Origin of the sequence: Asaia spathodeae NBRC 105894 (assembly GCF_025994195.1) — a bacterium.
Lineage (GTDB): Bacteria > Pseudomonadota > Alphaproteobacteria > Acetobacterales > Acetobacteraceae > Asaia > Asaia siamensis.
The window spans coordinates 23,903-42,340 of record NZ_BAPY01000074.1; the positions used below are offsets into that span (position 1 = coordinate 23,903).

Sequence of the window (18,438 nt, forward strand, 5' to 3'; positions counted from 1 at the left end):
AACGCCAGATGATGATTCTGACCGCGTGACAACGATGATGACGTGCATCGCTTCAGTGATGAGAGAAACGGGCTGCCTTGGGAAAAGCTTTCATAAAATCGGGTCAGGCGCTTGCGGAGATTTCGTTCTTGCGCGGAAAAAACAGCCCGGCAGCGCAGATCGCATTCCTGAAGCAAGGGGCAGGCGGCTAGTCACGTTTGACAGGCACAAGGCAGCGTACTCTGTCTGTCTCGGCGGTAATCGGGCATAAAAAAACGGGGCGGTGTGAGCCGCCCCGTTTTTCATGCACTTAGATGAGCCGCATTGGGATCAACGCTTCCACCAGCCTGTGCGCGGCTTGGCCGGAGCAACGTCATCGACATTGATCGGCTGCACCACAGGCTCTTCAGCCTTCGGCTTGGCCTTCGCTGCGCGCGTTCTGGCAGCAGGGGCCTTGACTTCGGTTGCGGGAGCAACTGCGGCCTCTTCTGCCTTGCGCGACGTGCGGCCACGACGGGGCTTCGGGGCTTCCGGCTCGCTCACCACGGCGGTCGGGGCAACCAGAGCGGCTGCCGACTCACCTGCTGATTCGGCGATCTCGGCTGCTACCGGCGTCTTGCGCGGGCGACCGCGACGACGGGGAGCTGGCTTGTCCTGATCGGCCTCGGCAACAGCAACCGGTTCCGGCACAGGGGCTGCGTCGATAGCGGTCGGCTCAGTGGGAGCAGGTTCCGCGATTTCGGCGGCCACAGGCTTGCGACGCGGGCGCGAACGGCTCTTGCGACCCTCATTCTCGACGCCATGACGCGAGGTTTCTGCCTGTGCAGCGACCGGTGCTGCAACGGCGGAGCCTTCTGCCTCGTCTGTGGGCTCGACCGCGAGGGTCGGCTTCGGCTCGTTGTTGAGGGCAGATGGCGCACCCAGACGCGATTCAGCCTGTTCGATCATGTCGAAAATGTCGAACGACCCGCCACCGAACGGATTGGCAGGTGTCGGTCCCACCCAGCGGTTTTCATGCCGCTCGGCAGGCGCACGACGCTCGTCATTATGACGCGCCTCGCGAGCCGGCTCTGCCTGGGGGCGTTCAGCCTGAGCGCGCTCGTTCTGGCCGCGCTCATCACGCGATACGCGACGTGTGCGCATCCGGCGGCGTCCGGGAACGATCAGGGCTTCAGCATCGCTGCTTCCCTGCGCTTCCCAGGTGCTTTCTTCAGCGGCGGCCTCGCGCGGTGCTTCTTCACCCTCATCATTGGCACCGTTATCCGACGCATTCTGGGTGTCGCGTGTGTCCTCCGAACGACGACCATTGCGGCGACGACGGCGACGGCGACGACGGCCACCATCTTCCCTCGTTCCCTCTTCACGCGGTGCGGCGTCGCGGGTTTCTTCTGCCTCTATGGCATTGTCGAAACCCTGTTCGATCTCGTCATACTGCGTGACGGTCTCAACCGAAGGCGCCGGGGCTTCGATTTCGTGTCTCTGGGCAGGGCGTGCTTCGGCAGGAACCTGCGGACGCAGGCGCTCGATACGCAGATCGGCAGGCGTCAGGCTGTCATCCGGCTGGAATGACACATGCATGCGATGACGCTGTTCGATTTCGCCCAGCCACTCGCGCTTGTTGTTGAGGATATAAAGTGCGGTGCCCGAGGTGATGTGAACGCAGATCTCGGCAGCCTTCTGCTTCAGACCCTCTTCGTCAACCGCACGCAGAACGTGCAGGGCAGCGCTCTCGACGCCGCGCACATGGCCAGTGCCCTGGCAATGCGGGCAGGGAACCAGAACGGCTTCGGCAATCGACGGACGCAGACGCTGGCGCGACATTTCCAGCAGGCCGAAATGCGAGATCTGGCCGATCTGGATGCGGGCGCGATCGCTGCGCAGCGCATCCTTGAGGCGCTTCTCGACCATGGAATTATGCTTGCGGCTTTCCATGTCGATGAAGTCAATGACGACCAGACCGGCAAGGTCACGCAGGCGCAGCTGACGGGCAACTTCTTCAGCAGCTTCGAGGTTGGTCCGGACTGCCGTATCCTCGATATTGCGCTGGCCCGTCGAGCGGCCGGAGTTCACATCGATGGAGACAAGCGCTTCGGTCTGGTTGATGACCAGATAACCGCCGGATTTGAGCTGGGCCGTGGGCGAGGCGATTGCGTCGAGATGACCCTCGACATGATAACGACCAAACAGGCTCTGGCTCTGGTCGCGCCAGAGTTTCACCTTGCTGGCGTTATGCGGCATCAGAAGACGCATGAATTCACGCGCGTTCTTCCAGGCCGGCTCGCCATCGATGATAATTTCTTCGATATCCTTGCTGAACAGGTCGCGAATAGCGCGCTTGATCAGATTGGCTTCTTCGTAAATCAGCGTGGGGGCGACAGAAGACAGCGTGTGGTTGCGGATATCGTCCCAGAGCTGCAGCAGATATTCGCAGTCGCGGGTGATTTCCGGCCCCGGGCGCTGGGCGCCAGCGGTACGCACGATCATGGCCATGCCACGCGGCAGGTCGAGCTCGGCGATGATGTCGCGCAGGCGCTTGCGATCGCTGTCCGACGTGATCTTGCGCGATACGCCGCCGCCACGCAGGGCGTTGGGCATCAGCACGCAATAGCGGCCTGCGAGCGATACATAGGTGGTGAGCGCCGCACCCTTGTTGCCGCGCTCTTCCTTGACGACCTGAACGAGCAGGATCTGGCGGCGGCGGATGACTTCCTGAATTTTGTAATTGCGCAGGAAGCGGGCCGTGCGACGGGCGGCTGCGCCTTCATCGCCCGTATCATGCTCACCGCCGACTGTTTCGGGGCGCGCTTCGAACTCGGCCTGATCGCCGGCTTCTGCCGTCTCGGTCTCGTCGCCGCTCTGGCTGTCGCTTTCGCTCTCGACGCGCTCATCGGCGCGGAGATCCTCGTCCTGAAGAGCGAGCAGCTTTTCACGATCGGCGACCGGGATCTGGAAGTAATCCGGATGGATTTCGCTGAAGGCCAGGAAGCCATGGCGATTGCCGCCGTAATCGACGAAAGCGGCCTGAAGGCTCGGCTCGACGCGGATTACCTTGGCGAGGTAGATATTGCCCTTGATCTGCTTCTTGGACGATGTTTCGATATCATAATCTTCGAGACGATCACCATCCATGACCACCACGCGGGTTTCTTCCGCGTGAGTGGTGTCGATCAGCATACGCTTGTTCATTTAAAGGAAAACTCCGGTCGGCCCTTGTCACGCCCGGTCTCAGGCCCTGTGCAGACACAGTGGCTGTTCCGGCGCGCGCGGCAGAATGTCGAGGACGTTTGAAAAAAAAGGAACCATCAGACCAGCGCTCGCGGAACAGCGTCGGAACCCGGGCATCACCCGATCCGGTAGTTTTCCACAAAACGAGACTGGCAGATTTCATGCGGCCCCAGCGAGTTGTCATCTGCGTCACTGGCTCGAAGACTGACCTCTCTTGCAGTCCTGCGGCATGGGCCAGCGGAAGGGAGGGGGCTCTTGCAAACCATGATGACACGTGAAGCACGGCATAAAACGGGAGCGGCGGGTTGAAGAGCTAAGCCCTGTCACTGATGCCGGATCGACCGTTTCGCAATTCTTCTCCCGCAGGATGACCGAAAAACCCGCCTCGTGCAAGACTCGCAGCCCTGCCATGTTGACACCGCATTGTGATGCCAGAAAATGGCCAGTCTCCGCAGTTTCCCTGCTCTCCTTGCAAGGCCGCCGTCATGTCCATCTCTCAACCGACACGCCGCCAGATGAGTCATCTGATTGGCAGCGCTGTAGCGACGGCCACGCTTCTGCCCTGTTCGTCTGCCCTGGCGACGTCCAGGCATAAAAAGGGACATGCCTTGGCGCCCGGCAAGGCGCCGGCGATCACAGGCAAGGCGGCACCGGCCAGGCCTGTCATCATGCTCGACCCCGGACATGGCGGTAAGGACCCCGGTGCCATCGGGGTGAGCGGTACCTATGAAAAGCATATTGCGGCGGCAGCAGCGAAAGAACTCTATCGCCAGATCAAGTCTGCCGGGCGCTATGATGTGGTCATGACGCGCGCGGATGATCATTTCATTCCGCTCGAGGGGCGTGTCGATCTTGCCCATCGGCACAAGGCACAGCTCTTCATATCCATGCATGCCGACGCGCTGCATGATCCTGATGTGCGTGGCGCAAGCGTTTACACCCTCTCCAACGGGGCTTCCGATGCCCAGACGGCCTCACTTGCCCAGACGGAAAACAGTGCCGACCGTTTCGCCGGGCCTGCCTTTCACGGCATGTCGTCAGAGGTTCAGGATATTCTCGCAAGTCTTGTGCATGAAGAAACACGTCGTGGCTCCGCCCATATGGCGGCCAGTGTTGTCTCTGCCTTTCAGCCTCGTATCGGCCTGCTGCGTCATCCCGCCAGGCACGCAGCATTCGTGGTGCTGAAATCGGCTGACATCCCTTCGGTGCTTGTCGAGATGGGTTTCATGTCCAATCGTCATGATGAGGCCGCCTTGCGTCAGGGGGCGTATCGGCAACAGGTCGCCAGCGCCATGAATGCTGCAATCGATCGTTATTTTCAAGGTGCAGGCACGAATATTGCGCGATCGGGCTAGAAAATCGCCCAGTTCCGCTAGGCAAGGGGCTGGTTTGTGCAGTAAGATGGGTCCCATGATTATCTCGGCCCCCTCTTTTGGCATTTCGCGTCGTGCATCAGCACGCGCTTCGCTGTGCCCGGGCCTCCTTCTTCGCACGCTTCGACTTATCAGCCCCTGAGCGCATTTCGCCGCCAGCCGGTCTGGCGCGTTCAGGGGGTTCATGATTGTGTTGTTCAAAGCGTTGAGAAGAAAAAACCATGACCATTACCCATCCTTCTTTCGGCACGGTTGCTGACGACCGGGTCATTATTTTCGACACCACCTTGCGTGACGGTGAGCAGTCACCCGGCTTTTCGATGAATCTCGAAGAGAAGATCCGCATGGCCAAGGCGCTTGAAGAGCTGGGTGTGGATGTGATCGAGGCGGGTTTTCCCGTCGCGTCTCCGGGCGATTTCGAAAGCGTGCAGAAAATTGCGGAAACCGTGCGCGAAGCCGTGGTTTGCGGACTCGCCCGTAGTGGCGGCAAGCGCGATATCGAGGCCGCGGGAGAGGCGATTGCCAGGGCGCCGCGTCGTCGTATCCATAATTTCATCTCCACTTCGCCGCTTCACATGAAATACAAGCTGCGTATGGAGCCGGAAACGGTGCTGGACCTGATTGCCGAGGGCAACAAGGCCTCGCGTCATTTCACCGATGACGTTCAGTGGTCGGCAGAAGACGGATCACGCACCGAGCCCGATTTCCTGTGCCGCTGTGTCGAGACTGCCATCCGCCATGGCGCAACAACCATCAATATTCCCGACACGGTCGGCTTCACCACGCCTGACGAATTGCAGGCAATTTTCACCATGCTGCGCGAGCGCGTGCCGGGTGCGGAAAAGGTGATTTTCTCGACGCATAACCATAACGATCTGGGTCTGGGCGTCGCCAACACCCTTGCGGCTGTTGCTGGCGGTGCGCGTCAGATCGAATGCACCATCAACGGTATCGGTGAGCGCGCAGGCAATGCCGCGCTTGAGGAAATCGTGATGGCCATCCGCACCCGTCGCGACAAGATCCCGTTCCAGAACCGCATCGAGACACCACGCCTGCTTGGTATCTCGCGCCTGCTGGCCAATATCACCGGTTTCGATGTGCAGCCGAACAAGGCCATCGTCGGGCGTAATGCCTTTGCACATGAAAGTGGTATCCATCAGGACGGTATCCTGAAGAACGCCGCCACCTACGAGATCATGACCCCCGAGAGCGTGGGCTGGAGCAAGACCTCGCTGGTTCTGGGCAAGCATTCAGGTCGCGCTGCCTTCCGCGACAAGCTGAAGGCGCTGGGTTACGACCTGCCTGACGACAAGATCCAGGATGCTTTCGAGCGTTTCAAGGTTCTGGCTGACCAGAAAAAGACGGTATTCGATGATGATATCCGTGCTTTGGTCGATGACGAAACACGCGATCACGATCGTATCCGCTTCGTGTCTCTCGAGCTGCTGGCAGGGTCCAAGCGCCCGGCGCAGGCCGAGCTGGAACTGCTTGTCGATGGTGTCGTGAAGTCGGCCAAGGTATCGGGCAATGGTCCGGTCGATGCCGCCTTCAAGGCAATCGGCGAGATATTCCCGCATGAGGCCGCGCTTGAGCTGTTCTCTGTCGGTGCTGTAACCGAGGGCACCGATGCCCAGGCCAAGACCACCGTCCGCCTTCAGGAAGGGGGCAAGATGGTCGACGGGCAGGGCGCCGATGCGGATACCATTGTTTCTGCCGTGCGTGCCTATGTGCATGCCCTGAACAAGCTGGTGGTCAAGCGCACCCGTGCCGAGCCTGAGGCCTTGTCGGTCTGATCAATCGCGAGGGGCTGAACAGGCGCGCTGTGTGATTTCGGCGCGCCGCTTCGGGCTGATCATCAAAGTGTTCTATAGTTATAAAAAACCTCCCGACCGTCAGAGACGGCGGGAGGTTTTTTTATTGGATTTACGCGGTTTCTGGGCCGAAAATCACGCCACTCGAAGGCGCCTGCTGCGGTAAAAGCGTCAGCTCTCCTACGTCAGGCCCCGGTCAGGTGGCAGGAGGGGTCAGTAACCGTTCTGATAGCCCTGATAACCCTGCTGGGTCGGGTAGGTCTGCTGCGGGTACGCCTGTTGCGGATAGGCCTGCTGGGGATAAGCCTGTTGGGCAGGATAGGCAGGCTGGGCGTAGCCGGTCGGATATTGCTGCGGGTAGGCCTGCTGGGGCGCCTGATTATAATACCCGCCCTGATTATAGTAGCTGCTCTGCCCGCTTGGGCGGTTCGGCGTCGTCGCGGCACCACCTGCCGCCCCGAGAAGTCCGCCCGCCAGCGCGCCGATGGCGGCACCACGCCCTCCGCCTGCCACCGCACCGATCGCGGCACCAGCGCCACCGCCGATCAATGCCCCGGACCCGGCGCGTGCGCCCGGGTCATAGGGACTGCCACAGCCATTCAACATGAGGCACAGCCCGCAGAGGCTGGCTCCGGCGGCAAGGCGCCGCATGGGTGCAGGAGAGAAAAGGGTGGGTGCGCTCATCATGGTCTCGTAGGCTCGAACAGATCAGTAGCCGGAACGCGGACGGTTGGGTGTGGTTGCGGCGCCACCGGCTGCGCCGAGTGCACCACCGGCAAGGGCCCCAATCGCGGCACCACGACCGCCACCGGCCAGAGCACCGATAGCGGCGCCGCCACCTGCACCGATCAGCGCACCCGAGCCGGCGCGTGCGCCGGGGTCATACGGATTGCCACAGGCGCTCAGCCCCAGCATGCCAACGCAGGCCGCAAGTGCTGCGAAATTGCGCGGACGAAGGATGAATGCACGCTTGGTCATGATGTCTACTATCCTAAAAATTCGTTCTACTCTGGCTCAACGGGGCGGTATTTCGCGAGTTTCCTGTCGCCACTGCCTCGTGATCAGCTTGGGGAGATCATTCCTGTCGGGCCGCGTTCGAAGCGTGGCGCGACCATGGCCAGTTTGGGATGGTTTGTAACCAAAAGTAACCGCACTTCACCCCGGCGTGACGCATGCTTCCGTGCGGGGCATTTTTGGTCATTAAACTGCAATTTCTCCTGATCGGGACTTGCCCCCCAATCGCGGCCCCGGTAATCCCTCCGCCAGAATATCTCGCGTCATGCTCCCATCTGTCATGTGGTTCCCTGAAATCTGACCGGGGGTGCCATCGCGCAGGGCGGGGCGGAATGCGACCCGTGCGCGCACATCTTTCGGCCAGGAGGCTTGAATGTTCTCACGTCTGCTGGGTCTCATGTCGGCAGACATGGCTATCGACCTCGGCACCGCCAACACGCTCGTTTACGTCAAGGGACGCGGCATCGTTCTTGATGAACCCTCTGTCGTCGCCATCGCTGAAGTGCGTGGCAAGAAGCAGGTTCTGGCGGTCGGCGATGAAGCCAAGCTGATGGTCGGGCGCACGCCAGGCAACATCACGGCCATCCGCCCTCTGCGTGACGGCGTGATTGCCGATTTCGAGGTGGCGGAGGAAATGATCAAGCATTTCATCCGCAAGGTGCATAACCGCCGCGCCTTCGCGAGCCCGCAGATCATCGTCTGTGTTCCGTCGGGATCCACGGCAGTCGAGCGTCGCGCCATTCAGGAAAGCGCCGAGAGCGCAGGCGCCCGCAAGGTGATGCTGATCGAAGAACCCATGGCAGCCGCCATCGGCGCCGGTCTTCCTGTCACCGAGCCTTCGGGCAGCATGATCGTCGATATCGGCGGCGGCACGACAGAAGTCGCGGTCATTTCTCTTGGTGGTATCGTCTATGCGCGCTCGGTGCGTGTTGGCGGCGACAAGATGGATGACGCGATCATTTCCTACATCCGCAAGACGTTCAACCTGCTGATCGGCGAAAGCTCGGCAGAGCGCGTGAAGATGGAAATCGGTTCGGCCTGCCTGCCTGATGATCCGCGTGATCCCGGTCCGATCAAGGAAGTGAAGGGGCGCGATCTCATCAATGGCGTGCCGCGCGAGGTTCTGGTGAGCCAGGCCCAGGTGGCGGAAAGCCTTGCCGAGCCGGTGCAGCAGATTGTCGATGCCGTGGCGACAGCGCTTGAGAACACCCCGCCCGAACTGGCGGCGGATATCGTCGACAAGGGGATCGTGCTGACCGGTGGTGGCGCGCTGCTCTATCGTCTTGACGATGTGCTGCGCAGTGCCACGGGTCTGCCGGTGACTGTCGGTGAATCACCTCTCTCCTGCGTGGCACTGGGCACTGGGCGCGCGCTCGAAGAGATGCGTCGTCTGCGGAATGTCCTGATCTCGATGTACTGATAACCAGGGAGCATCCGGTCGATGCTGTCGATTCAGGGGCGACACGCACTCGCAAAGCTGATGCTGCCGTTCTTCTTCGTTCTGGCAATCGGCCTGATCATGCTCGGTCTGACCCGTCGTCAGGCCGTCGACTCCCTGCGTATGAGGCTGGCTGACGGCCTTACGCCAGCCTATCAGCTCCTGACGGCCCCAGAGACGGCTTTCGCGCATCTGCGCCAGACCGTCACGGGGCTGACCGATATTGCCGGTGAAAATGCCCGGCTGCGTGCCGAAAACCAGAAGCTGCGTCGCTGGTATAATGTGGCGGTCGCGCTGGCTGACGAAAATGCCCAGCTCAAGGCGAGCCTGCACTGGATTCCCGATAATGCCCCGAATTTCGTCAGCGGCCATGCGCTGCGCGATGCAGGCGGGCTGTATGGGCGCTCCGTTCTTCTGGCGGTGGGCGAGAACCATAATATCGTGCCGGGTGACGTCGCGCTTGACGCGTCAGGCCTGCTTGGCCGCGTGACGGAGACAGGCGCACGCACAGTGCGTATCCTGATGATCAATGACGATGCGAGCCGTATTCCGGTCATGCTCACTGCATCACGCGGCAATGCCATCATGGCGGGTGACGGATCGCCCTATCCGAGGCTGATCTATTACGCCCAGGATAATAGGCCAGTAGAAGGTGAGCGCGTGGTTACGGGCGAGCAGCCAGCGCCGGACGGTCATGAACACGGCGCATTTGCCGGTATGCCGGGCGGGCTGGTCGTGGGTACGGTGCATTATCTGCGCCCCGGTACGCCTGTGGTGGTGCCTGAGGCCTCGCTCGATCATCCCGACATCATCCGGGTGTTCAATTATACGAGCGCTGATCACGCTGGCCCCGAGGCGCCTGGCCGCGTGAGATTGATGCCGCCCATGCCGGTTGCTCCCGAACTGCCTTTCGTGCCGTTCCAGAAACCGACGAAAGGGCAGGGCTAGACCATGGTTGGCCATCGCCACGCTCCCGAGATCCACCCCGGCATCGCGCCACGCCCGACCCTGCGTCGCCGTATCGACCAGCTCATGCGAGCGCTGCTGCCGTCTTTGTTCATCGTGTTCTGCGCGCTTGTTCTCTCCGCAGGGCTTGGTATTCCGGGGCAGAACGAGCTGTGTTTCGGTATCGCGGCGAGTACGGTCTTCTTCTGGTCGGCGCACAGGCCGCAATCCATGACGCCGCTCATGACCTTCTGCGTGGGGCTGGTCTGCGAAGTGCTGAGCTTCGGCCCCCCGGGCGTGTTTGTGTTTTCGTTGCTCGTCTTCCACGGCGTGGCGCATCTGTGGCGCTACGGGCTCAGCCGTATCAGCTTCCTGTTCGGCTGGGCTCTGCTGGGTGGGCTCGCCCTTGTTTTGTCGTTGTTTGGATGGATCATCGCGTGTATCGGGACGTTGGCAATGATGTCTCCGGTGCCGAGTCTCTTTCAGGCAGCGGTGACAATTGGTATCTATCCGACATTGAGCGCCCTGTTTGCCTGGGCGCGTCGCACGGTGGCAGACCCTGAACAAGCCTGAAGGCCCGGTTTTGAGCATGATGTTCCGTCGCAGCGCAGCGCTTCCTGATGGACGCCCGACAGGCGAACGCGTCGCCATGGCCGGAATGCAATGCGGGATTGTCATCGCACAATGAAGTTCCGACGCGACAAATCCTCCCGGTCCCGTAATCCGTCTCGCCTGCGGGCCAAGCGCGAAGAGGTGACGCCCTCACGCGGTGTCTTCACCCGCCGTGCGCTGCTGGTGCTGGCCACCCAGGCGGGTGTGCTTGGTGTGCTGGGCAAGAAGCTCTACGATCTTCAGGTGCATGAAGGCGATCATCTGCGCGATCTCGCGGCCCGAAACCGCACGAGCAAGCGTCTTCTGGCGCCTGCCCGCGGCCAGATTGTCGATCGTTTTGGCCTGCAGCTTGCAGGCAACAAGGTAAACTGGCGCGCCCTCCTCATGCCCGAGGAGACGACCGATATCCATGCCACCATCGCGCGTTTCGGCCAGATCATCGCGCTCGATGAGCGCGATCAGGCCCGTATCGAGCGTGATCTGCGTCATATACGCAAATATGTGCCCGTTGCCCTGAAGGACTTCCTGAGCTGGGATGACATGGCGCGTATCGAGCTGAACGCGCCGAGCCTGCCCGGTGTGCTCATCGATGTCGGCACGACGCGACTCTACCCCTATGGGCCGCAACTGGCCCATATCGTCGGATATGTCGCGCCACCCAATGAGCGCGATGTCGCCTCCACGCCCATGATGGCATTGCCCGGCATGCGCGCGGGTCGCGCCGGTATCGAGCAGACCCAGGATCTGCTGCTGCGTGGCGAACCGGGCTCGGTCGAGATGGAGGTCAATTCCAAGGGCCGCGTCATGGGCGAGATGGACCGCATCGACGGCCAGCAGGGCGACGAGGTTGTCCTGACCATCGATGCCGGTCTGCAGCAGATGGTGCTCAATCGCATTGGCGATCAGGCAGCGAGCGTCGTGGTGATGGATTGCCGCAATGGCGAGGTGCTGGCCATGGTCAGCACGCCGTCTTTCGATCCGTCCCTGTTCGATTCAGGTGTGAGCCACGCCCAGTGGATCGAGTGGACCAATAACGTCCGTACGCCGCTCATCAACAAGACGGTTGCAGGTGTCTACCCGCCGGGCTCGACCTTCAAGCCTGCCGTGGCGCTGGCTGCGCTGCAATCCGGTCTTGTCAGCCCACAGGACCGCTTTACCTGCCCCGGCTATTATGACATGGGCGGTGTGCGTTTCCATTGCTGGTCGCGCTGGGGGCATGGCAGTATCACCATGCAGCAGGCGCTCATGTATAGCTGCGACGTCTACTTCTATCTGGCGGCGCGCAAGATCGGCATGGAGCCCATCAAGGCGATGGCCAACGGCTTCGGTCTCGGCACCAAGCTGGATATCGAGCTGCCCCATACCCGCGCCGGTGTCATCCCCACGCCCGAATGGCGTCAGAAACACGGCTTTCACTGGAATGGCGGTGATACGGTCAATGCCGGTATCGGGCAGGGCTTCGTTCAGGTCACGCCACTCGAGCTTGCCACCTATGTGTCGCGCATCGCCTCGGGTCGTAACGTCACGCCGCATCTGGTGCGGAAGATCAACGAGCATGATTCCGAGCATACGCCGCTCGATGCCGCACCGGTGCTCGACATCCCGGATGCGCATCTTGCCGTCATCCGTCAGGGTATGTTCGACGTGGTCAACGCGCCACGTGGCACGGCGCCAAAGGCAAAGCTGAGCATTCCCGATGTCGCCATGGCGGGCAAGACGGGCTCTGCCCAGGTGCGACGCGTTTCACGCGCCCTGCGTGAGAGCGGTCACTTCAACTCGATGAACCTGCCCTGGGAAGAGCGCCCCCATGCACTTTTCATCTGCTTTGCGCCCTATGATGCGCCGCGCTACGCGATAGCGGTGGTCATCGAGCATGGCAATGGCGGTGCCGATGCCGCGGCCCCTCTGGCACGCGATATCATGACGGACACGCTTTTGCGCGACCCGGTCAATCATGACCACGCCCCCGGTCAGGCCGTCGCGGACGCCGAATAGTGAACTGGCAAAAACGCCTCTGGCGCCCTGAGCCAAGTTTCCGGCTTCTGGGCAAGCTGCTTCAGATCAACTGGCTCTATGTTCTGCTGATCTGCGTTCTGGCTGGTGTGGGCTATCTCGCGCTCTACTCTGCCGGCGGCGGCTCGGCCAAACCCTTTGCCCGCCCGCAGATGGTGCGCTTCGGTTTCGGTCTGGTGATGATGATCACCGTGGCCCTTACCAGCCCGCGCCTGCTGCGGCTGCTTTCCATCCCGGTCTATCTGGTGGCCGTCACATTGCTCGCTCTGGTTCTGCATATGGGCCATGTGGGCAAAGGGGCGGAACGCTGGATCAATCTGGCCGGGTTGCAGTTCCAGCCCTCTGAGTTTGCCAAGATCGCCCTGGTGCTGGCGCTGGCAAGCTGGTTTCATCGCATCGACAACAAGCGCATGGGCAATCCGCTGCGCCTGATACCCCCAGCCTTGCTGACGCTTCTTCCTGTCGGGCTTGTGCTGAAGGAACCCAATCTCGGCACGGCGGTCATTATCGGTCTGATCGGTGCGACGATGTTCTTTGCCGCCGGTATGCGTCTGTGGCAGATCGCCCTGCTTGTCGCCCCCGTGCCGTTTCTGGGCAAGTTCATCTACGCCCATCTGCATGACTACCAGAAAGCGCGCATCGACACCTTTCTGCATCCCGAGCATGACCCGTTGGGGGCGGGGTATAACATCATCCAGTCCAAGATCGCCCTTGGTTCGGGCGGGATGTGGGGTGAGGGATATCTGCGTGGAACGCAGGGCCAGCTGAACTTCCTGCCTGAGAAACAGACCGACTTCATCTTCACCATGATTGGTGAGGAATGGGGATATGCAGGCGCGGTGTCGGTCATAGGGCTTCTGGCATTGCTGGTCGTGGGTGGCATGCTCATGTCCATGCGCAGCCGCAACCAGTTCGGGCGGCTTCTCGCCCTCGGCATCTCGGTCGATTTCTTCCTCTACTGCGCGGTCAATCTTTCCATGGTCATGGGGGTGATACCGGTCGGGGGCGTGCCGCTGCCGCTCATTTCCTATGGCGGGTCAGCCATGCTGACCATGATGTTCGGTTTTGGTCTGCTGCTCTCCTCCTGGGTGCATCGCAATGATCGTGATCTGCCAGCAGCGCGTGACGATCACTGATCCGGCAGCAGGATGAGCCGCGTCAGGCCGCCAACCCAGGCTGCCAGAGCGGCCTATCATCGCACCCGCTACGCCATTGGCCCGGTTGTCCTTCATATCGGGCAGCGGCCATCAGACTGGCCCTTTGACGCCAGAAGCCTCGTTCTGATTGGCGCCTGCAACCCCAGCGGGCTGCGCCTGCCTGATGGGGTCAATACCCGTCTCATGCGACAATTGCGGGCGCGACTGGGTCGAGCCCCCTTTTGGCGCGGCGAAGGAAGCTGGCGCGCGTGGTCTGAGCCCTTTTTCGCGGTGGCCTGTCCACTCCCCAAAGCGCGTGTTCTGGCGCGCCTCTTCGGGCAGAATGCCGTGGTGCTTGCCCAGCCCCATCGTCGCGTCCGTCTCGTCTGGCTGGCCTGAGCGTTTCAGGGGGTACGCGATGCGTCACCGCGCAGAAGCGTGCAGAAAGCCTGCTCTGCCGGGGACAAACTGCGCGCGCCGCAGGCGAGGGCAAAATGCCGATCCGGAAAGGGCATGGAAACGGAGCAGAGCAGCCCGTTCTCGATCAATCCTGAAACCACGCTCGCCGAAAGCACCGTGGCGGCGCGGCCAGTGCTGACCATGGTGGCGATGGCCTCGTTGGAGGGCAACTCCATGACGATATCGAGGCGGTCCGTGGCAAGGCCCCAGCCCTGCAGGGCGTTCTCGAAGCTCGCCCTGGTGCCTGAGCCTTTCTCACGCAGCACCCATGGCGTCTGGTCGAGTGCCGATATTTCGGGTGGGAATTCTGCCCAGGGGTGATCGGGGCCCACCACGAGCAGAAGCTGGTCGCGTGCGAGGGTTTCGGTTCTGACAGACGGGCCAATGGGAGCCCCTTCGATCAGGCCAAAGCTTATGGTGCCAGCGCTGATCTGAGCGCAGATCTCTTCCGTATTGCTGATGGTCATGCCCAGCGTCACTTCGGGATAGAGTGCCGCAAAACGGTTGAGGCGCGCAGGCAGCCAGTAGCTTGCCAAGGTCTGGCTGGCCCAGACATGCAGCCTGCCCGCACGCAGCCCGCCAAGATCTTCCAGACAGGCGCGGGCGGCGAGGGCCCGCGCCTGTACGGCGCGCGCCTCGTGCAGAAAGACTTTTCCGGCATCTGTCAGCAGAATGCGTCGACCGACCCGGTCGAACAGGCGCAGCCCGAAGCTGTTTTCGAGCGTCATGATGGCATGGCTCACGGCCGACTGCGTCAGGGCGAGCGCTTCGGCAGCACGCGTCATGTGCTGCCGCTCGGCAACGGCGATGAAGATGCGCAGTTGCTCGAGAGTCACGAGGGCAGAACCCCGAGAAGCGAGAGCAGAATGGCGCCGACCAGCAGGGAGAGAAGCAGGCAGAACAGGCCTTCCAGCCCGTTAAGGGCGATCTCTCTTGGCTCATCGGCAGAGAGTGCGGCCTTCACCTTGCGAAAACGCCACCAGCTTGCCGGCAGAAGCATCAGCCCGGCGCAGATCGTCAGCACCCCGACCCAGGCAGAAGATCCCGACCCGGTCGGCATGGCATCGGGATGCTCGGAACTGATCAGCCGAAGGAAGATGGTGAATTTTGCCAGCATGCAGCCAATCGCCACCATGGCAAGCGCCGTGCGGACCCAGGCAAGAAATGTGCGCTCATTGGCAGCGTGATCGGTATATCGGCTTATCATGCGCACAGATCCTGAGGTGAGGCCCCGCTCAGGAGCCCGTCGAGTGTCAGGGCAAGATCATAGGCCTGACCGCGTATTTCCGGAATGGCGATGGATTCGAACAACGTGCCCTGTCGCGCAGGCCCTAGCGTATGAAGCGGCAGCCGCGCCGTGCCATCGGCCGCGATAACCTGCCCGTCGCGTGTTGTGTCCAGTCCGATGCCACCCTGACCGGAGCGGGCCAGTTTTCTGTCGAGCAGGTCGCGCAGGAGCGGCGAGTCCACCCTGTCATAACGCAGGTTCGGTCCGGTGCAGTTGAGCACATGGGCAACAGTGACGTGTTCGAGCTGTGCACCGCGGCGAAGTGTCACGCATAACCCGTCTGCGACAGTCGTGATTTTCTGCAGGTGCCCTGCACGCAGCGAAAGGGTGCCGCTTGCCAGCTCGACATCAAGCGCTTCGGCGATGCGGGGGGCCATGCGATGGCGCACGACATCCCAGCGCCTTTGCAGGTGGCGACGAAAACGTGCCCGCTCGTCAGGCGGCAGGGCGGCCCAGAGATCATTGGTAACCGGGCGCAGGCTGTCGATACAGGCGCGCCAGGGAATGCCCTGTTTCAACGCGGCATTGAGGCGATGCAGATAGGCGGTGCAGCGTGGCGCACACTGGCCGGGCTCAATGACAGGGGCTGAAAGAACCGGCGCGGGGGCGTGGCGCTGTGGAAAACGGGCATGGCGCGAAATGACCGTTATCTTGCCGCTATGCCCTGCGGCCCGAAGCTGCATGATCTGGTCGATGGCGGTCAGTCCGCTTCCGATGAGCAGCACCGGGTCTTCCGGTGCAATTGCCTCGAGTGCGTTCTGCGCCCAGACCTGATGATGATAGCGTCCGCTGCCCGCCAGTTCTGTCGGGATACCGGGCAGGAGAGGGGGCGCAAAATGCCCAAGCGCCAGAACGACATGGCGCGCACGCAGACAACGTCCTGCGCAGGAATTCCCGGCATCGAGATGCAGTGTCGTGATGTCGGCGTCACCTGTCAGCCTCGCGACCCGTGCGCGCAGATGAAGCGGCCGCGCCTGACGAAACAGATCCTGCAGATAGAGCCCGTAGATCGCCCGTGGAATGAAAGCCTGTGAGTCGATCTGCGGGTCGATCTTCTGTCTCAGCCAGTCAAGAAAATGGCCCGGCTTATCCGCGAGCGCGCTCATGCCGCTGGCAGGGACGTTCAGCAGATTTTCGACGCTGCGTGTGCCATAGGCCAGACCGAGGGCTGGCTGGTCGGTGGGATCGATCACGACGCAGGACCTGCCATGGTGCTGTCGCAAATTCCACGCCAGGAGAGTAGCACTCGCGCCCCCGCCAATGATCGCGATATCGTGGATCTCTGTCATGATCTGCCTCACTGCTTTCTGTAAGGCCGAATATCCGGCAGCACTTTAAATCAATCCAATTGATTGATTCGGTGGAAATGTTCGAAAAATTCGATTTTTCGATGCCCTGTGCTGACCGATAGTATCCTATGTGGTCGCTCAGCGAGGGAATCGAGTAGCCGTCCAGCATCCACCGCGACCGCTTGTGGTTTGACGCCTGCCTAAAACCATCGAGAAAATGTCGTTCCGGCTTAACTCGAGGCGTCAACAGCCCTTATGGGTGACTGCGTAATAGGGTAGGGCGAGTGTTTCCCGCAAAAGAGAATAAATATCTCTGGCATCGAGATAATGCGGTGCTGCACCGGATATCTTGGTGAAGTGACATTGACGCATCGCCAATCTGGTTCGCGCTATGTGGAACCATTGGCTCACTACGATGATGGGCGTCTCTCGGCTGAGCATTTTCGATAGCGCTACGGCGGACAGATGCGTGTTGCGTCCCGTATCGTCCATGGCAATTACGTCCGACGGAACGCCATGCGCCGACAAATAGCCAGCCATGACCTGAGCCTCGCTCAGACCATTCTCCTCAACACCCCCACTGACAATGATCCGTTTGATCTTCCCAGTCTGATAAAGAAGCACCCCTTCATCCAGTCGCGCCTGAAGGCGGGGAAAGGGGGTGCCATCGGCATAAACCTTATTGCCAAGAATGACTGCCACGGATGCCTCCTCAGAGGGCGTGCTGAATCCGTTGATAAAGATGACGCCTATATCGGCGACAAGAGCGACCAGGACGAACGCCAGAATTATAAGTGCAAATCTCGCCATGACCGTTTCCAATGCGTACAGGAGCAAATTGAAACGATGAGGAACGTCATTGCCCGTCTTTCGGATGGCGCCATTCGTCTCTCGGTCATCATAAGCGACAATGACGCCCGGTAAAAACCAGACCGCACTGTTGTCGATGCCTCAGAGCGATATGGCCCACCCCGCTTAAGGTGAGGGCGCCAGAGCAGCCATGGAAGGCTGGTCTTATCCAAAGCGGAAGCCTGAAAGAGGTTTGCCAAGTACGGTTGCGGCGAAATCGAGATGGGTTGCCTCGCCCGGGGCGGCCCCGGCGGCAACCATCAGGGGGAGAAGATGCTCTTCGCGCGGGTGGGCAGCACGCGCACCCGGTGCATCGCGCCAGGCGCAGAGCGCCTGTTCCCGCGTGGCAGGGTCTTGCATTGCCGCCTGAAGCCAGTGGTCAAAGGCTTCAGCCGCCGGGTCTGACGTCGTTCCTGAAAAGAAGCCATTGATGTTATGATAGGACTGGCCGCTCCCGATAATCAGCACATTCTCCGCCCTAAGCGGCGCCAACGCGTGGCCAAGAGCGAGATGTGCCCTTGGGTCGAGATCCTGCCGTAGCGAGAGCTGTACCACGGGGATCTCCGCGTTGGGGAAGGCAATCTTGAGAGGCACGAACACGCCATGATCCCAGCCGCGTGCCGTTTCGCGTGCGGTCTCGATACCGGCATCGTCGAGCAGGGTTGCGATACGAGCGGCGAGGGGGGGGCTCCCCGGCGCGGGCCATTCCAACGCATAGGTGTGAGGCGGAAACCCTCCATAATCGTAAAGCAGCGATGGCGACCCGCCGAAATGAATGCGCGGCACCCTGTCTTCCCAATGGCCCGAAATCACCACCAGCGCATCCGGTCGCTTCGGTAATCTGGCAGCAAAGCCTGCGAGATAGTCTTCCAGCGGAGCCCAGGCGCGGCGCATGGGACCGGGTTCGAGAAAGAAGCACGGACCACCGCCGTGATTGATGAAGAAACTGGGTTGCATGAGGGAAAGCCTATCCTGTCTTCTCTCTCACTATCAGTGATAAAAAACCG

The 18,438-nt window shown here is 61.2% G+C and carries 15 protein-coding genes and 1 pseudogene; 8 read left to right on the plus strand and 8 right to left on the minus strand.

The window, feature by feature from the left end:
- Positions 1-309: 309 nt before the first annotated feature.
- Positions 310-3,165 carry an Rne/Rng family ribonuclease gene (locus AA105894_RS15245; RefSeq protein WP_267312487.1) on the minus strand — a complete coding sequence of 952 codons (2,856 nt, stop codon included), beginning with the start codon at positions 3,163-3,165 and terminating at the stop codon, positions 310-312.
- A gap of 554 nt (positions 3,166-3,719) precedes the next feature.
- Here AA105894_RS15245 and AA105894_RS15250 point away from each other — a divergent pair.
- Together AA105894_RS15250 and AA105894_RS15255 are read left to right on the plus strand one after the other, a co-directional pair.
- Entirely contained in the window at positions 3,720-4,559 is an 840-nt protein-coding gene (locus AA105894_RS15250; protein WP_373316792.1) for an N-acetylmuramoyl-L-alanine amidase family protein, read from the plus strand.
- Between the two features lie 239 nt (positions 4,560-4,798).
- Positions 4,799-6,370 carry a 2-isopropylmalate synthase gene (locus tag AA105894_RS15255; protein WP_188425990.1) on the plus strand — a complete coding sequence of 524 codons (1,572 nt, stop codon included), beginning with the start codon at positions 4,799-4,801 and terminating at the stop codon, positions 6,368-6,370.
- 438 nt (positions 6,371-6,808) lie between these two features.
- On the opposite strand, the pseudogene AA105894_RS16060 reads toward AA105894_RS15255, so the two are convergent.
- Together AA105894_RS16060 and AA105894_RS15265 are read right to left on the minus strand one after the other, a co-directional pair.
- Positions 6,809-7,039, minus strand: a pseudogene (locus AA105894_RS16060) (hypothetical protein); the annotation flags it as partial.
- A gap of 57 nt (positions 7,040-7,096) precedes the next feature.
- Positions 7,097-7,366, minus strand: coding sequence for a hypothetical protein (locus AA105894_RS15265; RefSeq protein ID WP_188425988.1), 270 nt, complete (start codon positions 7,364-7,366; stop codon positions 7,097-7,099).
- 409 nt (positions 7,367-7,775) lie between these two features.
- Here AA105894_RS15265 and AA105894_RS15270 point away from each other — a divergent pair, with 409 nt between their 5' ends.
- From AA105894_RS15270 to AA105894_RS15295, 6 genes are all read left to right on the plus strand, one after another.
- The gene (locus AA105894_RS15270) at positions 7,776-8,822 is read left to right on the plus strand and encodes a rod shape-determining protein (protein ID WP_188425987.1); all 1,047 of its coding nucleotides are present in this window, start codon (positions 7,776-7,778) and stop codon (positions 8,820-8,822) included.
- 21 nt (positions 8,823-8,843) lie between these two features.
- Positions 8,844-9,788, plus strand: coding sequence for a rod shape-determining protein MreC (gene mreC, locus AA105894_RS15275; protein ID WP_267312490.1), 945 nt, complete (start codon positions 8,844-8,846; stop codon positions 9,786-9,788).
- A gap of 3 nt (positions 9,789-9,791) precedes the next feature.
- Positions 9,792-10,358, plus strand: a complete 567-nt coding sequence (locus AA105894_RS15280) for a hypothetical protein (RefSeq protein ID WP_188425985.1) — start codon at positions 9,792-9,794, stop codon at positions 10,356-10,358.
- A 111-nt stretch (positions 10,359-10,469) separates the two neighbouring features.
- Entirely contained in the window at positions 10,470-12,392 is a 1,923-nt protein-coding gene (gene mrdA, locus AA105894_RS15285) for a penicillin-binding protein 2 (RefSeq protein WP_267312491.1), read from the plus strand.
- Positions 12,392-13,546 carry a rod shape-determining protein RodA gene (gene rodA, locus AA105894_RS15290; RefSeq protein ID WP_267312492.1) on the plus strand — a complete coding sequence of 385 codons (1,155 nt, stop codon included), beginning with the start codon at positions 12,392-12,394 and terminating at the stop codon, positions 13,544-13,546. The genes mrdA and rodA overlap by 1 nt, the downstream gene beginning before the upstream one ends.
- 12 nt (positions 13,547-13,558) lie before the next feature.
- Positions 13,559-13,945, plus strand: coding sequence for a DUF3293 domain-containing protein (locus AA105894_RS15295; RefSeq protein WP_267312493.1), 387 nt, complete (start codon positions 13,559-13,561; stop codon positions 13,943-13,945).
- 5 nt (positions 13,946-13,950) lie between these two features.
- On the opposite strand, the gene AA105894_RS15300 is transcribed toward AA105894_RS15295, so the two are convergent.
- From AA105894_RS15300 to AA105894_RS15320, 5 genes are all read right to left on the minus strand, one after another.
- Positions 13,951-14,841, minus strand: a complete 891-nt coding sequence (locus tag AA105894_RS15300; protein ID WP_267312494.1) for a LysR family transcriptional regulator — start codon at positions 14,839-14,841, stop codon at positions 13,951-13,953.
- Positions 14,838-15,212 (minus strand): YidH family protein, encoded by a 375-nt coding sequence (locus AA105894_RS15305; RefSeq protein WP_267312495.1) that lies wholly within the window; start codon positions 15,210-15,212, stop codon positions 14,838-14,840. The genes AA105894_RS15300 and AA105894_RS15305 overlap by 4 nt, the downstream gene beginning before the upstream one ends.
- The gene (locus tag AA105894_RS15310) at positions 15,209-16,582 is read right to left on the minus strand and encodes an FAD/NAD(P)-binding protein (RefSeq protein WP_267312496.1); all 1,374 of its coding nucleotides are present in this window, start codon (positions 16,580-16,582) and stop codon (positions 15,209-15,211) included. Before AA105894_RS15310 ends, AA105894_RS15305 begins: the two co-directional genes overlap by 4 nt.
- 243 nt (positions 16,583-16,825) lie before the next feature.
- Positions 16,826-17,284 carry a YdcF family protein gene (locus AA105894_RS15315; protein ID WP_267312497.1) on the minus strand — a complete coding sequence of 153 codons (459 nt, stop codon included), beginning with the start codon at positions 17,282-17,284 and terminating at the stop codon, positions 16,826-16,828.
- Positions 17,285-17,596: 312 nt separating this feature from the next.
- On the minus strand, positions 17,597-18,388 hold the full coding sequence (locus tag AA105894_RS15320; RefSeq protein ID WP_267312498.1) for a DODA-type extradiol aromatic ring-opening family dioxygenase: 792 nt from the start codon (positions 18,386-18,388) through the stop codon (positions 17,597-17,599).
- Positions 18,389-18,438: the final 50 nt, after the last annotated feature.

Excerpts from the sequence above, each read along its gene's own strand:
- AA105894_RS15320 (WP_267312498.1), bottom strand. The coding sequence starts at position 18,388 with ATGCAACCCAGTTTCTTCATCAATCACGGCGGTGGTCCGTGCTTCTTT.
- AA105894_RS15265 (WP_188425988.1), bottom strand. The coding sequence starts at position 7,366 with ATGACCAAGCGTGCATTCATCCTTCGTCCGCGCAATTTCGCAGCACTT.
- mreC (WP_267312490.1), top strand. The coding sequence starts at position 8,844 with ATGCTGTCGATTCAGGGGCGACACGCACTCGCAAAGCTGATGCTGCCG.
- AA105894_RS15270 (WP_188425987.1), top strand. The coding sequence starts at position 7,776 with ATGTTCTCACGTCTGCTGGGTCTCATGTCGGCAGACATGGCTATCGAC.
- AA105894_RS15305 (WP_267312495.1), bottom strand. The coding sequence starts at position 15,212 with ATGATAAGCCGATATACCGATCACGCTGCCAATGAGCGCACATTTCTT.
- AA105894_RS15280 (WP_188425985.1), top strand. The coding sequence starts at position 9,792 with ATGGTTGGCCATCGCCACGCTCCCGAGATCCACCCCGGCATCGCGCCA.
- AA105894_RS15255 (WP_188425990.1), top strand. The coding sequence starts at position 4,799 with ATGACCATTACCCATCCTTCTTTCGGCACGGTTGCTGACGACCGGGTC.
- AA105894_RS15295 (WP_267312493.1), top strand. The coding sequence starts at position 13,559 with ATGAGCCGCGTCAGGCCGCCAACCCAGGCTGCCAGAGCGGCCTATCAT.
- AA105894_RS15245 (WP_267312487.1), bottom strand. The coding sequence starts at position 3,165 with ATGAACAAGCGTATGCTGATCGACACCACTCACGCGGAAGAAACCCGC.
- AA105894_RS15310 (WP_267312496.1), bottom strand. The coding sequence starts at position 16,582 with ATGACAGAGATCCACGATATCGCGATCATTGGCGGGGGCGCGAGTGCT.
- mrdA (WP_267312491.1), top strand. The coding sequence starts at position 10,470 with ATGAAGTTCCGACGCGACAAATCCTCCCGGTCCCGTAATCCGTCTCGC.
- AA105894_RS15250 (WP_373316792.1), top strand. The coding sequence starts at position 3,720 with ATGAGTCATCTGATTGGCAGCGCTGTAGCGACGGCCACGCTTCTGCCC.